The organism is Ruegeria sp. CE8, assembly GCF_056537465.1.
The window spans coordinates 23,241-35,830 of the sequence record NZ_JBQFRP010000011.1 but is presented as its reverse complement, the minus strand read 5'-3'; the positions used below and the strand labels follow the sequence as shown (position 1 = coordinate 35,830).

The window sequence follows — 12,590 nt, the reverse complement described above, 5'->3', positions numbered from 1 at the left end:
GTTTGTTTGGCCTATACGCAACTGCATCTCGTGGTGCAATGCGACGCAGAAGGTACGATTTGCGGCTAGGTTGACCTGTGATCAGCTTGCGCGTCGGATATGGCGCGTCAGAATGGCTGTTGCCGTGGCCGCGTCCTTGCGCTTGAGCGCCTGCACGATCGCTGCATGGTCACTATCAGCGCGGTGCACCCATTTGGGACGCCAATGGGCAAACAGGTGGCGCGCACCGGCTATGTGCAAATCGTCGATGGCGTGCAAAAGCCGTGGCAGCCCGCATGGGGTCAGGATCGAGCGGTGAAAGGCACGATTGCGGGCTTCCCATTCCGGCATCGTCTGTGCTGCGTCGCAAGTAATCCGTGCGTCATCCGCCTCTTTGAGCGCGCCGGGAGTCATGTTCTGCACCGAATGTTGCAATGCCAGCGATTCCAATGCGACGCGCATTTCGACGACTTCCCGAACCTCTGCCGGGTCCAGCGCGGTGACTCGCATCCCGCGGCGCGGTTCACTTTGGGCCAAACCGTGTGCTTCGAGACGCAGCAAAGCCTCGCGTACCGGAACATGGCTGGTTTCAAACGCCTTGGCGATGTGGTCCTGCCGCAACTTTTCACCGGCAAGCAATTCGCCGGTGATAATCTTCTGGCTGAGATTTTGGTAAATTGTGTCGGCGATGGTTGCAGTCATAGATTATCGATAAAATCCTTAACCTGCTTCCACAAGCCGATAATTCACTCAAGAAACGGATCGGGCGAGATATTTCCGCCGCAGACCAGAACCGCGACGCGTTCACCCGGTTCCGGCTGGTATGCGCCAGATGCCAGGGCCGCCAATGCGGTAGCGCCCGCGGGTTCCACAAGAATGCGATGAGTCTGCCACAGAGATTGCTGCGCCTGTGCAATGGCATCATCAGAAACCAGAACCGAGGTCATGCCCTGCGCCATATCGAAACAGATCGACCCGATCCGCCGCGCGCCCAGCGCATTGGCCGCAATGCCAGAGACCGAGACGTCCACCGGCTCGCCCGCCTGCAACGCTGCATTAAGGGCGCAAGAGGTTTCTGGCTCGACCGCCACGACCTTGCGGGAACCGTCAAACCAGGCCAGCGCGCCGGCGATCAGGCCACCGCCGCCGACGGCGACAAGAACAGTATCGGCCTCCAAGCCCTGCCTTTCCCATTCGGCGAAGCATGTCCCCTGCCCGGCGACCGTTGCAGGCGCGTCGTAGGCATGGATTTGCATGGCACCACTTACCGCTTCATGCGCCTGCGCTGCGTTCAGGGCGTTGGCGTATTCGCCCTGCACCACCGTCAGATCTGCTCCCGTCTGTTCGATCAGGGCAATCTTGGACGGCCCTGCAAGATCCGGCACAAAGACCTTGGCCGGGTGGCCCAGCGTTTGCGCGGCATACGCCGCTGCCGCACCATGATTGCCGCCCGAGGCCGCCACAACACCGGCCTTGGGAACATCCAGGCTGAGCAAGGTATTGAACGCCCCACGCGCCTTAAAACTGCCGGTGTGCTGCATGTGCTCAAGCTTCATCTCGATCGGGTATTCCAAACCGGGCAAACGACTTTGAATCACAGGAGTTACCTGCGCATACCCATTGATCCGTTCGGCGGCTGCGGAAATTTCGCGCTTCCAACTCATTCTTGTTCTTCCGTGACTGGCACTCTGCCCGCGAACCCTATAGCTGTTTTAAGAACACGCAAGCAGGGATGCATCACACATGAGAGAAGACCGCCTCAGCCCTTTCCGCGACGCACAGACCGACCGCTCGACCGCGAGCGAGGTGCCGGACACGCCACAGACGCGTTCTTCGGCTTATCGCCTGGCCTTTGCGGATGATGACTTCCTGTGCAGGGATGAGCTGCGCCCCGTGCGCCTGCAGTTGGAATTGCTGAAGCCCGAGATGATCATGTCCGAGCGTGAGATCACCTCGACCATTGTCATGTTCGGTGGCGCGCGCATTCCAGAGCCTTCAAAGAAACACACCGCGCGGACGGACACGCTGGCCGGCTTGTCGAAGTACTATGACGAGGCCCGGGAATTCGCCCGTCTGATGACCGAGAAGTCCAATGAAACCGGCTGCCGGGAAAACGTCATCGTAACTGGCGGAGGCCCGGGCGTGATGGAGGCCGGAAACCGTGGCGCGCAGGATGCTGGCGGTTGTTCCATCGGCCTGAACATCGTGTTGCCGCATGAACAGGCTCCGAACCTTTATGTGACGCCCGATCTCAGCTTCAACTTCCACTATTTCGCGATCCGCAAGATGCATTTCCTGATGCGCGCCCGCGCGATCACCATCTTCCCCGGTGGTTTTGGAACCATGGACGAGCTGTTCGAGTCCCTGACCCTGATCCAGACCGGCCGCATGGAACGCGTGCCCTTCCTGCTGTTCGGGCGGGAGTTCTGGGAAAAGGTCATCAACTGGGAGGCCCTGGCCGACGCGGGCACGATCTCGGACGAGGATCTGGATCTGTTCCGGTTTGTCGACACCGCGCAAGAGGCGGTCGAGATCATCGAGAACTGGGAACCGGCCCCACCCCGCGACCAAATTCCGGGACGTTGAGGCATGACACCCCCCAAGACCGGAGAGATGCTGCACTTGCGCGGCAATGCCCTGAACGCGGGGGAGCCGGTTGCGCTGCCGCTCACCCAAAGCAGCATGTACCACCTGCCCGGTGCCACGGATGGCCTGCCCACCTATGGCCGCGTCGACAACCCAACCTGGCAGCATCTGGAGCATGTTCTGGCCCATCTGGAAGGCGCACCCTGCCTGACTTTTCCGTCAGGTATGGGCGCGATCTCGGCCGCGTTGTTTGCGACGGTCAAATCCGGGGCGCGCATTCTGATCCCGTCCGATGGCTATTATGTGACCCGCCTGCTGGCCGAAAGGTTTCTGTCCAATCTGGGTGTCTCGGTCACAGAGCGCCCAACGACCGCTTTCGATGATGGCGGATTCGACGAATTCGACGTGGTTTTTGTCGAAAGCCCGTCGAACCCCGGTCTGGACATGATCGACCTGCGTTCGGTCGCGGCCTCTGTTCGGGCTGCAGGCGGCATCACGATTGCCGATAACACTACGCTGACCCCGCTGGGGCAACGCCCGCTGGATCTGGGGATCGACGTTGTGGTGGCGTCGGACACCAAGGCCATGGGCGGGCATTCCGACCTGCTGATGGGCCATGTCGCCAGCCGCAACGCACAGATCATGGAGCGGGTCGAGGAGTGGCGACGCGTCTCGGGTGCGATCCCCGGCCCGCATGAGGCATGGCTGTTGCATCGCGGGTTGGAAACGCTGGATGTGCGGTTCGACCGTATGTGTTCCTCGGCGCAGTTGTTGGCCGAACGGTTGGCAGGTCATTGGGCCGTGAAGCAGATTCGCTATCCCGGCCTGCCGGGCGACACCTCATATGCTCTGGCCAAGGCCCAGACCGAACGATTCGGGTTCCTTCTGTCGATCACGTTGGAGTCGGAGACGAAAGCGGAAGAGTTCATCAACGCCTGCTCGATGCTGCGGCCCGCGACCTCGTTCGGGGGCGTCCACAGTTCCGCGGAACGCCGTGCGCGCTGGGGCGACGATGTCGACCCCGCTTTTATCCGCCTGTCTGTCGGATGTGAACCGGTGGAAGAGCTCTGGCAGGCGATCGAGACCAGTCTGAGCGCGCTTTAGTTACTTTTTAGGCTCGCGCAGTTCCTTGAACACGTAGATCGGCAGCACAACACTGGCGATCAGCGCGCCCAGCCAGACCAGAAGCGTCGCGGCCAGCAGGTTGGAGATTCCGCCCACGGTCAGCCCATTTGTGACCAGATCGGTGACCAACAGCCCGACGAAGGTCACGATCAGCGCAATCCCCCCTTTGATCGCGGGTGCTCTTTTCTCGCCCAGCTTCAGGATCAGCGGCTCGGCAATCCACTGCACCAGAGTAAAGACGATCACCACCACGATGAACGAGATCGGCCGGATCGCGAATTCCGGCAACAAAATCGCTGCAAGCAACAACCCGATGGCATTGCCGACCAGCAGGGCCAGAATGGACTTGAATCTGCGCGTCATGGAGGTCTCCGTCAAAAAACAGTTCGAAACATGCAGATGTTAACAGACTCGCGGGAATTTGCGAGCGGATTCAAAAGCCGCTTTCTTTTGGACCATTGAAATCGCATGATAAAACACATTCATCAAGATCAGACCCACCCCCATCGACGAGAGGTGAGATGAGCGACGATCCCTATACCGTCCTTGGCGTCGCCAAAGACGCCAGTGCCGCCGAAATCAAAAAGGCCTATCGGCGCATCGCCAAGGAATGCCACCCGGATTTGAAGCCCGGGGACGCCGAGGCCGAGGCCAAGTTCAAGGCGGCGGCGTCCGCCTATGACCTGTTGAAAGACCCGGACACCCGCGCGCGTTATGACAATGGCGAGATTGATGCCTCGGGCCAGGAACGGCCGCAGCAGCAATACTATCGCGAGTATGCCGAAGCCGCCGGAAATCCCTATCGCGGGCGGGCGGCGGACCCGGACGATATGTCCGACATCTTTGCTGAGTTCATGCGGGGGCGGGGCGGATACCAGCAGCGCACGCATGAATTCCACGCGCCCGGCCACAATCGCAGCTACAGCCTGCAAATCAGTTTCCTGGATGCAGTTTTCGGGGCCAGCCAAAAGCTGACGCTGCCCGATGGTGACCGGATCGAGGTGAAAATCCCCGCCGGTATCACGGATGGGCAAACCATCCGCCTGCGCGGCAAAGGCGATCCGGGGTTTGGTGAAGGTCCTCCGGGCGATGCTTTGGTCACTGTATCGGTGGCAAGGCACCCGGTCTTTGACCGGCAGGGCGACGACATCCATATCACGCTGCCGATCACGATTGACGAGGCCATCCTCGGCGGCAAGGTTCCCGCCCCAACAATCGACGGCGGCGTTAACGTCAGTGTCCCGGCTGGCACCAGCAGCGGCAAGACACTGCGCCTGCGCGGCAAAGGGGTGAAAAAACGCGGCTCGTCGGATCGGGGCGATCAGCTGATCGAACTAACCGTGTCCATGCCCGACAAGATCGATGATGAGCTGAAGCAATTCATGGAGACATGGCGTGAAAGCCACAGCTATGATCCGCGCAAAGGAATGCCGTCATGAGCCTGACCGAAGAACAGCTGATCGCAACCGTCACCCGCCTGACGTCGTCCCGTTTGACTGAATATCTGGCGGCTGAAATCGTAATCCCTGAGCAGACCGAGCAGGGGTTGGTGTATCACACCCTCGACGTAGCGCGACTGGAACTGGCCTGCGAGTTGCACGACCAGTACGAGATGGAACCGGATGCGCTGTCGATGATGCTGTCTCTGATCGACCAGATGCACGGCCTGCGCGCTGAACTGCGCGAGGTTCTGAATGCCGTCGAAACGCAACCCGAACCCATTCGCAAGCAATTGATCGAGGTCATCGGCACAGCGCGATTCAGTCGCAGCTAACGGTCTTTTGGACGCCGGGGATTTACCGTAAAAGGCTCCCTTGATCCAACGCCCGGTACGCTCATGACCCAGTCCAGATCCGAATTGCTGATGCCTGCGGGCAATCTGCGCAAATTGAAACTCGCCATCCTCTACGGGGCGGACGCCGTGTATTTGGGTACACCGGACATGTCGCTGCGCACGAAATCCGAATTCTCGCTGGAAGAGGTGATCGAAGGGGTCGAGTTCTGCCACCGACATGGTCGGCGCGCCTATCTGACGCTGAACCTGTTCTCGCACAACAAGGACATCCCGAAGCTGGACGAATACATCGACACGGTGCGCAAGGTGAAACCCGACGGGCTGATCATCGCCGACCCCGGTGTGTTCCAATATGTCCGCGAACGCGCGCCCGAACTGCCGCTGCATATCTCGACCCAGGCCAATATCTGCTCCTGGCTCTCGGTGAAATTCTGGCAGGATCAGGGGGCCGAGTTGGTGGTTCTGGCCCGCGAGGTTTCCTACGCCGAACTGGTCGAAATCCGCGAGAAATGCCCCGATATCAAACTTGAGGCCTTTGTTCACGGTGCCATGTGCATGACTTATTCGGGCCGCTGCCTGCTGTCGAACTTCATGGCCGAGCGTGGTGCCAATCAGGGCAACTGCGCCAATTCCTGCCGCTGGAACTATGGCCTGAAGCTGCGCCTCAAGGATGGCACGCATCAGGAGTTGCGCATCACCGAGGAAAACGCCGACCTGTTCGAATTTCTACTCGAGGAAGGTTGCCGCCCGGGGGATCTGATGCCCATCGAAGAGGATGATCGCGGCTCGTACATCCTGAACTCGCGCGATCTGTGTATTATGCCGAAACTGGATGAGTACCTGAAGATCGGCGTCGACAGCCTCAAGGTCGAAGGGCGAGGCAAATCGGAATATTACGCTGCCGTCGTCGCCCGCGCCTATCGGATGGCCATCGACGATTACCACGCGGACCCCGAGAACTGGGACCCGAAGCCCTATATGCGCGAACTCGAAACCGTCGGGAACCGTGGCTACACGCTGGCCTTCCATGAGGGTCGCCTAACAAACTATGCGCATGACTATGAACACACGGCCTCAATCGCCCAGTGGGAATATGCCGGTATTGTCACCGAAGTGACCGAGGATGCGTTTCTGGTCGAGGTGAAGAACAAGCTGGAACCAGGCGATGTGCTGGATTTCGTCTCACCCATCTCGCGCGACACAGTTCTGCTGCGGGTCTATGATTTCGAACGCGCCGATGACGGAGCGCGGCTGGACGTGGTTCATGGCAGCACCAAAACTGTCATCCGCATGCCCTTCACCCTGTTCGATCACGAAGATATCGACGACTTGCGTGCCCGGTTCCCTGTCTATTCCGTGCTGCGCAAGGAACGCGCACTGACCGATGAACACTGGAGCCGCATCCGCTTTGACAAGCTGGTGCAAGGGCTGGAAACCTCGGGCCGTGACAACCCCAACGCCTATGCCCGCCGCCGCGACGAGTTGGTGGGAAAGATCGGTGAGGATGGCAACGAACGCCGGTTCAAGACCAACCGCATCGGCACCGAGGGTTGCTGCGGCAAAGGGTGCAACGGCTGCCTGATCTTCTGGCAGGACGAAAAATACGCGTTGGCACGGGAAGTGCTGTCGAAACGCAAACAAGGCGAACAACTCAGCCGCAGCGAAGCCACGGCGCTGAAGTTGCCGGGTGACGCTGTCTGACTGCGCTCAGTTGCCGACGACGTATTCTTCGGGAACGAAGAACGTGTAATCCCGGTCCGCGACCGCTTCGTGGCATTCGTGGCAGTAGGCGACGGCACCTGCACGTGCGCCCATCGTGTCGCCGAATAATGATCCATCCGGCATCACCATGATATAGCGCCAGTCTGCCGTTTCCGGGCTCGTGCCTTCGGGCAGCTTTTCCATCACGAACAGAGCCCCTGGGTGGACGTTGCCCTCATCGGTGACGGTTACACTGTCCTTAGCCAGCACCGACCCCATCGGCAGCTTTTCCCCCTCAGCCAAGGTGCCATAGTTGTGGGCCATGCGATTGGCGTAGCTGTTCACATAGCGCTGACCATGGGTGGCCGAGATATAGGGCGCATCATTAAACAAAGGCCACGCCTGGTAGTTCATCAACAAATCCAACTGTGCGGCTGCATATCCGCGTTCCATCCGGCGTTGCAGGGACTCATATATGCGCAACGCTTCTTCTTTGGTCAGATCCGCAGGATTTTCAATGGCAAGATGTGCGTCCTCGTCCGTGGATTGAGCATCGGCAACCGCCGCAGCAAGGCCCGCTGAAAGCAAAGCCAAAAGAAAGTTTGAAAACAGATTTCTTAATCGCAAAATCATTTACTTGGCCCACCCGGTTCGTAAGGTTCGCCTGAACGCCGCATGTTACGTCTTGAAAAAGATAGCGGCCCTGAACAAACGCGCCACAACCGGATTGCAACTCTCACTGCTTTGTGCGCGAAAGTGAGCCATCCCCATCCGGCTCTGGCCCTGCAAATATATCAAATTGTGCATACAAAAAACAGCGGCCCAAACATTAATTTCTTAATGGGCGTTGCACACAGGTTGTACAGTTCAGCTTTGCAATCCCGCCTCGGCTGCGATCTGTTTACGCGACTTTCGGGCGCGCTCGGTGGCCGATTTCAACTGACCACAAGCTGCCATGATGTCCTCGCCGCGCGTTTTGCGGATGGGTGAGGCATAGCCGGCCTGATAGATGATGTTCGCAAACGCCCGGATGCGATTGTTGGAACTGCGCTTGTAGGGTGCGCCGGGCCATTCGTTGAACGGAATCAGGTTGATCTTGGCCGGAATGTTGCGGCGCTTGATGTGATCGATCAAACGGCGCGCGTCCTCATCGCTGTCGTTCACCCCATCCAGCATCACGTATTCAAAGGTGATCCGCTCGGAATTCGACGCTTTGGGATAGCTCGCCAGCGCTTGCAGCAGCTCTTCGATGTTCCAGCGCTTGTTGATCGGCACCAGCACATCGCGGGTTTCATCTGTCGTGGCGTGGAAGGAAATCGCCAACAAGCAGCCGATTTCCTCAGCCGTCCGCGCGATTTCTGGCACGACACCCGAGGTCGACAGGGTAATCCGACGGCGTGACAGAGAAATCCCCTCGGGGTCCATCGCGATCTTCATCGCGTCGCGGACGTTTTCAAAGTTATAGAGCGGCTCGCCCATGCCCATCAGAACGATATTCGACAACAGGCGCGTTTCGTCCTTGGGCGCGCCGGGCGTCGGCCATTCCTCAAGATCGTCGCGGGCCATCATCACCTGACCGACAATCTCTGCCGCCGTCAGGTTGCGCACCAGTTTCTGCGTGCCCGTATGGCAGAATGAACAAGTCAGCGTACATCCCACCTGAGACGAGATGCACAGCGTGCCCCGATCTTCCTCGGGGATGTAAACCACTTCAACCTCGTGCCCGCCCGCGATTCGGCACAGATACTTACGGGTACCGTCCTCGGACACCTGACGCGTCACGACCTCGGGGATTTCGATCACAAAACTCTCGGCCAGCTGCGCGCGATAAGCTTTGGCAAGGTTAGTCATCTCGGCAAAGTCGCGCACGCCCCACTGGTAAATCCACTGCCAGATCTGACCTGTGCGCATCTTGGCCTGCTTTTCCGGCGTGCCGTGTTCGATCAGAACCGCGCGCAACTGATCGCGGGTCAGGCCGACAAGGTTTACCTTCCCCTCCGGCAATTTGCGGGGGATGGTCATGACGTCTTGAGTGATCGGCGCTTTGGGCGACATGTGGCTATCTCAACGGATTCTGGCTTGGGATGCGCCTCTATATAGGATCGCGCGCAAAGATCAAAAGAAATCGTGACGCTTAATTTGCCATGCGCAGCAATTCGTCCACACGCTCTCGGCCCAGATCCACCCTGCAGGAGGTGATACCAATACCTGTTCCCGATCCACCTCCGAACCAGGCACCCACCGCCTCGCATTGCGCATCGCGGTAAGCCTCCCAAGAGTTCTGCGATGTCTCAAGCGCGGGCTGGGCCACAACGCGGCCTGTCACCTCGTCCAGCTCCTGCGCCGCGGCCAAGGCAAAAGAGTAACTTTCGGCCAGCGCTTGATTCACACGCTCTTCCATTTTGGACACGCAAGCGCCGATCTCAACCTGCGAGCCTGCATCTGTGCATTCCAAGGTGGGATCGGCAAATACGGCAAACGGAGCAAAACAAAGAAGGGCGGCGAAACGCATGGCGGACCTCGTCAATCAGAAATGTCTGTGTTGGCGCAAGGCTAACACAGGATCGCGAAGGGCCCGCGAATTTCTGTCCGGATCAGTTGGTACAGCGCTTTTCGGCGTCTTCAATCGCGGCCGTAAAGCCCAGCAGAGAGAACGTGTCTTTGGTCTGCGTGCCACGCTCGGACCGGGCGGTCAGAACAGCCTCGGTGCCGCGCTTCATGGCTGCGACGACCTTCAGGTCTTCGCCTTCCGTCGCTGGCCATGCCCATTCGCCTTCGGTAATCAGCGCGAATTCGGACCCGTCGATCTCAAGATTCACGGTCGATCCTGCCGCAAAGGGGTAGCCGCCGGTAAAGGTGACCTGACCTTTGACCTCGGCATTCGGGCGGTAGAAGACGAACAACAGAATATCGCTGCGGCGCACGGATACCACACGGCCACCGCGGGTGTTTACGGTTTCCTTTGGGGCGGACACGCTCCAGCATTCGGTGGGATCGTCTTCGACGAAAACGCTCCAATCCGTCTTGGCTGCCACGCGATTGGTGCTGGTCGCCTGCTGAGCGGTTGCGGTTGTGGCCATCCCCGCCACGCACAGGCCCGCGATCATGCGGACGAGTTTTGATCCCATCTGTCCAGCCTCCTAGCTCGACCTAATACCTCATACCCACCGGATATGCGTACGAACTCTGCCGGTTCGTCTGTAAGTTGCGTATTCCGATGATTGTCGACATACACACACTAACGCAGGTTTCGCCACAGGCGAAAGGGCGATTGGCAGATTTTTGCGCATAAAACCGGAGGTCCAGATGACACAGCCCATACCAATGACTGAATTGTGGCGCGGGCCCTTGCTGGAAAGCCTGCATAGGGGGCATGCGGTGATCTGTGATGACACCGGACAGATCGTGCAAAGCTGGGGCGATCCGCAAGCTGTAATCTACCCCCGGTCCTCGGCCAAGATGATACAGGCATTGCCCCTGATCACCTCGGGCGCGGCCGCGAAATACGGACTGAACTCCGAGCAACTGGCGCTGGCCTGCGCCTCGCATAGCGGTGCCCATATCCATACGGACCGCGTGTCGGCATGGCTGGACCACCTTGGCTTGAACGAGCACGATTTGCGCTGCGGTCCGCAGGAGCCGCAGGACATGGCCGCGCGCGACGGGCTGATCCTTTCCGATGATACGCCCTGCCAGATCCACAACAATTGTTCAGGCAAGCATTGCGGGTTTCTCACCGTCGCCCAGCATATGGGAGCCGGACCGGAGTATCTGGAAATCGACCACCCCGTTCAGCAGGCCTGCCTGTCCGCGCTTGAAGAAACCACCGGCGAAACCAGCCCGGCTTATGGGATTGACGGCTGTTCGGCACCGAACTTTGCCACTTCGCTGGTGGGTCTCGCGCGTTCGATGGCGTGGTTTGCGTCAGCTGCCGACCGGTCTGACCGGGCCAGCGACGCGGCTCAGCAGTTGACCGCTGCCATGATCAAACACCCTGAACTTGTTGCCGGTGAAAGCCGCGCCTGCACCGAGTTGATGCGCGCCATGAACGGTCGCGCCGCGATCAAGACCGGGGCCGAGGCGGTGTTCGTCGCCATCATTCCTGAGAAGAAACTGGGGGTCGCGCTAAAAATCACCGACGGCACAACCCGCGCCAGCGAATGCGCAATAGCCGCCATTCTGGTCAGCCTCGGTGTGCTGGAGGCCGATCACCCGGCCACCCGCAAATTCATGAACGCCATACAGTACAGCCGTCGCGGGCTGGAATGCGGCGTGATCCGACCTGCGCCGGGGTTCCCCGGCTAAGGTCATCACATCTCGATCTCGTGCACCTCGGCGACTTCGACCGAACCTGAGCCGTTGACAACCATCGGGCAGCCTTTGGCCATTTGGGTTGCGGCATCAATACTGTCCGCCTTGATGACGGTAAAGCCTGACGCCGGGTTGGCGCCGCCATTGTCAACAACACCGCCGGAGCTGACGGTATAGGACTGACCAACCGGGTTGCCAGGGATGTCCAGCGCTTCGCCCATGTTCTGAAACCAAGCACCCCAAGCGGCCATGGTTGATTCGACTTCGGCGGGGTCAGTCGGTGTACTTCCGCCGTGATAAACAAATAAATACTGTGGCATTGTATTTCCTCCCTGATGAATTCCTAAACCAGCTGCGCCTCAAGCTTGCGCAGCGACGAGGTCCAGCCGGAATTGTGGTTCGCGGCGGCCTCGGCATCGGCCAGTTCACGATGGTCCAGAACCAGCCGCGCGCCGTTTTCTGTTGCTATGACCGCGAAGGTCACATGGCTTTCCGCCCCGCGTTGATCCTGATCATCATGCCAGGCCCAGGTGAAACCGACGGAATTGGGTGGATCAACATGGGTCACATGCCCCGACACCTTGAATGTCTGACCCTCGGCGTTCTTCATCACCGAATACCATGGCCCCGTGCGCGAGAAATCCAGATTATGCTCGGGCACATGCACTCCCTCTGGCCCCCACCACTGCAGCAGCTTGGCGCCATCGCTGATCCATGCAAACAGGTTTTCGGGGCTGGTAGGGAACTCACGTTCCAATTTCAGGTCGGCCATGAATTTTCCCTTTCAATGAGGTCGCCCAGACGATCAAGGCTGCTTTCCCAGAACTGACGTTTTGAAATGGTCCATTCGGCAATCGCCCGCAGCCCATCGGGTTGGATAGAATACATCCGCTGGGTGCCCTGGACGCGCTGTTGCACCAGCCCGGCCTCGCGCAGCACTTTCAGATGGCGCGAGATTGCGGCACCTGACATGCCGCGCCCTTGGATCAAATCACCGGCGGGCAGTTCGCCGTCTTGCATCAGCTGCTCGACAATCGAGAACCGAGTGGAATCGGACAAAGCAGAAAAAGCATTTAACAGTGTGTTCATTATC

General features: G+C 59.2%; 16 protein-coding genes. 6 read left to right on the top strand and 10 right to left on the bottom strand.

Going from position 1 to position 12,590, the window contains the following annotated elements:
• Positions 1-81: 81 nt before the first annotated feature.
• Entirely contained in the window at positions 82-681 is a 600-nt protein-coding gene (locus ACR0AA_RS16920; protein ID WP_480665095.1) for a GntR family transcriptional regulator, read from the bottom strand.
• A 44-nt stretch (positions 682-725) separates the two neighbouring features.
• A complete protein-coding gene (locus tag ACR0AA_RS16915) occupies positions 726-1,643 on the bottom strand; it encodes a threonine/serine dehydratase (RefSeq protein WP_480665094.1) in 918 nt (305 codons plus the stop codon).
• Positions 1,644-1,722: 79 nt separating this feature from the next.
• Here ACR0AA_RS16915 and ACR0AA_RS16910 point away from each other — a divergent pair, with 79 nt between their 5' ends.
• On the top strand, positions 1,723-2,565 hold the full coding sequence (locus ACR0AA_RS16910; RefSeq protein ID WP_480665093.1) for an LOG family protein: 843 nt from the start codon (positions 1,723-1,725) through the stop codon (positions 2,563-2,565).
• Positions 2,566-2,568: 3 nt separating this feature from the next.
• Positions 2,569-3,669: a cystathionine gamma-lyase gene (locus tag ACR0AA_RS16905; protein ID WP_480665092.1), complete on the top strand. Its 1,101-nt coding sequence runs from the start codon at positions 2,569-2,571 to the stop codon at positions 3,667-3,669.
• Here the strand turns inward: ACR0AA_RS16905 and ACR0AA_RS16900 are convergent, their stop codons facing one another.
• Complete coding sequence (locus tag ACR0AA_RS16900) at positions 3,670-4,053, bottom strand: hypothetical protein (RefSeq protein WP_480665091.1); 384 nt, start codon at positions 4,051-4,053, stop codon at positions 3,670-3,672.
• A gap of 158 nt (positions 4,054-4,211) precedes the next feature.
• Here ACR0AA_RS16900 and ACR0AA_RS16895 point away from each other — a divergent pair, with 158 nt between their 5' ends.
• The 3 genes from ACR0AA_RS16895 to ACR0AA_RS16885 all read left to right on the top strand — a co-directional run bounded on the left by ACR0AA_RS16895 (position 4,212) and on the right by ACR0AA_RS16885 (position 7,186).
• Positions 4,212-5,129, top strand: coding sequence for a DnaJ C-terminal domain-containing protein (locus tag ACR0AA_RS16895; protein ID WP_480665090.1), 918 nt, complete (start codon positions 4,212-4,214; stop codon positions 5,127-5,129).
• The gene (locus ACR0AA_RS16890) at positions 5,126-5,464 is read left to right on the top strand and encodes a chaperone modulator CbpM (protein ID WP_480665089.1); all 339 of its coding nucleotides are present in this window, start codon (positions 5,126-5,128) and stop codon (positions 5,462-5,464) included. The genes ACR0AA_RS16895 and ACR0AA_RS16890 overlap by 4 nt, the downstream gene beginning before the upstream one ends.
• Positions 5,465-5,527: 63 nt before the next feature.
• The gene (locus tag ACR0AA_RS16885) at positions 5,528-7,186 is read left to right on the top strand and encodes a U32 family peptidase (RefSeq protein ID WP_480756477.1); all 1,659 of its coding nucleotides are present in this window, start codon (positions 5,528-5,530) and stop codon (positions 7,184-7,186) included.
• Between the two features lie 6 nt (positions 7,187-7,192).
• On the opposite strand, the gene ACR0AA_RS16880 is transcribed toward ACR0AA_RS16885, so the two are convergent.
• The 4 genes from ACR0AA_RS16880 to ACR0AA_RS16865 all read right to left on the bottom strand — a co-directional run bounded on the left by ACR0AA_RS16880 (position 7,193) and on the right by ACR0AA_RS16865 (position 10,314).
• Positions 7,193-7,819, bottom strand: coding sequence for a cytochrome P460 family protein (locus ACR0AA_RS16880; protein ID WP_480665087.1), 627 nt, complete (start codon positions 7,817-7,819; stop codon positions 7,193-7,195).
• Positions 7,820-8,053: 234 nt separating this feature from the next.
• Entirely contained in the window at positions 8,054-9,241 is a 1,188-nt protein-coding gene (gene rlmN, locus ACR0AA_RS16875) for a dual-specificity RNA methyltransferase RlmN (RefSeq protein WP_480756476.1), read from the bottom strand.
• 79 nt (positions 9,242-9,320) lie between these two features.
• Positions 9,321-9,698 carry a lysozyme inhibitor LprI family protein gene (locus ACR0AA_RS16870; protein ID WP_480665085.1) on the bottom strand — a complete coding sequence of 126 codons (378 nt, stop codon included), beginning with the start codon at positions 9,696-9,698 and terminating at the stop codon, positions 9,321-9,323.
• Between the two features lie 82 nt (positions 9,699-9,780).
• Positions 9,781-10,314 carry an invasion associated locus B family protein gene (locus ACR0AA_RS16865; protein ID WP_480665084.1) on the bottom strand — a complete coding sequence of 178 codons (534 nt, stop codon included), beginning with the start codon at positions 10,312-10,314 and terminating at the stop codon, positions 9,781-9,783.
• A gap of 178 nt (positions 10,315-10,492) precedes the next feature.
• On the opposite strand from ACR0AA_RS16865, the gene ACR0AA_RS16860 reads away from it, so the two are divergent.
• The gene (locus ACR0AA_RS16860) at positions 10,493-11,491 is read left to right on the top strand and encodes an asparaginase (protein WP_480756475.1); all 999 of its coding nucleotides are present in this window, start codon (positions 10,493-10,495) and stop codon (positions 11,489-11,491) included.
• Between the two features lie 5 nt (positions 11,492-11,496).
• Here ACR0AA_RS16860 and ACR0AA_RS16855 read toward each other — a convergent pair whose 3' ends face one another.
• The 3 genes from ACR0AA_RS16855 to ACR0AA_RS16845 are packed head-to-tail and all read right to left on the bottom strand — an operon-like array spanning position 11,497 to position 12,586.
• Positions 11,497-11,817, bottom strand: a complete 321-nt coding sequence (locus ACR0AA_RS16855) for a YciI family protein (RefSeq protein ID WP_480665082.1) — start codon at positions 11,815-11,817, stop codon at positions 11,497-11,499.
• 23 nt (positions 11,818-11,840) lie between these two features.
• Positions 11,841-12,269 (bottom strand): SRPBCC family protein, encoded by a 429-nt coding sequence (locus ACR0AA_RS16850; protein WP_480665081.1) that lies wholly within the window; start codon positions 12,267-12,269, stop codon positions 11,841-11,843.
• Complete coding sequence (locus tag ACR0AA_RS16845) at positions 12,257-12,586, bottom strand: ArsR/SmtB family transcription factor (protein ID WP_480665080.1); 330 nt, start codon at positions 12,584-12,586, stop codon at positions 12,257-12,259. The genes ACR0AA_RS16850 and ACR0AA_RS16845 overlap by 13 nt, the downstream gene beginning before the upstream one ends.
• Between the last annotated feature and the right edge of the window lie 4 nt (positions 12,587-12,590).

Bases quoted from the DNA above. Each gene is read 5' to 3' on its own strand.
- ACR0AA_RS16900 (WP_480665091.1), bottom strand. From the start codon at position 4,053: ATGACGCGCAGATTCAAGTCCATTCTGGCCCTGCTGGTCGGCAATGCC.
- ACR0AA_RS16905 (WP_480665092.1), top strand. From the start codon at position 2,569: ATGACACCCCCCAAGACCGGAGAGATGCTGCACTTGCGCGGCAATGCC.
- ACR0AA_RS16860 (WP_480756475.1), top strand. From the start codon at position 10,493: ATGACACAGCCCATACCAATGACTGAATTGTGGCGCGGGCCCTTGCTG.
- ACR0AA_RS16910 (WP_480665093.1), top strand. From the start codon at position 1,723: ATGAGAGAAGACCGCCTCAGCCCTTTCCGCGACGCACAGACCGACCGC.
- ACR0AA_RS16895 (WP_480665090.1), top strand. From the start codon at position 4,212: ATGAGCGACGATCCCTATACCGTCCTTGGCGTCGCCAAAGACGCCAGT.
- ACR0AA_RS16885 (WP_480756477.1), top strand. From the start codon at position 5,528: ATGACCCAGTCCAGATCCGAATTGCTGATGCCTGCGGGCAATCTGCGC.
- ACR0AA_RS16890 (WP_480665089.1), top strand. From the start codon at position 5,126: ATGAGCCTGACCGAAGAACAGCTGATCGCAACCGTCACCCGCCTGACG.
- ACR0AA_RS16850 (WP_480665081.1), bottom strand. From the start codon at position 12,269: ATGGCCGACCTGAAATTGGAACGTGAGTTCCCTACCAGCCCCGAAAAC.
- rlmN (WP_480756476.1), bottom strand. From the start codon at position 9,241: ATGTCGCCCAAAGCGCCGATCACTCAAGACGTCATGACCATCCCCCGC.
- ACR0AA_RS16855 (WP_480665082.1), bottom strand. From the start codon at position 11,817: ATGCCACAGTATTTATTTGTTTATCACGGCGGAAGTACACCGACTGAC.
- ACR0AA_RS16845 (WP_480665080.1), bottom strand. From the start codon at position 12,586: ATGAACACACTGTTAAATGCTTTTTCTGCTTTGTCCGATTCCACTCGG.
- ACR0AA_RS16880 (WP_480665087.1), bottom strand. From the start codon at position 7,819: ATGATTTTGCGATTAAGAAATCTGTTTTCAAACTTTCTTTTGGCTTTG.
- ACR0AA_RS16920 (WP_480665095.1), bottom strand. From the start codon at position 681: ATGACTGCAACCATCGCCGACACAATTTACCAAAATCTCAGCCAGAAG.
- ACR0AA_RS16915 (WP_480665094.1), bottom strand. From the start codon at position 1,643: ATGAGTTGGAAGCGCGAAATTTCCGCAGCCGCCGAACGGATCAATGGG.
- ACR0AA_RS16865 (WP_480665084.1), bottom strand. From the start codon at position 10,314: ATGGGATCAAAACTCGTCCGCATGATCGCGGGCCTGTGCGTGGCGGGG.
- ACR0AA_RS16870 (WP_480665085.1), bottom strand. From the start codon at position 9,698: ATGCGTTTCGCCGCCCTTCTTTGTTTTGCTCCGTTTGCCGTATTTGCC.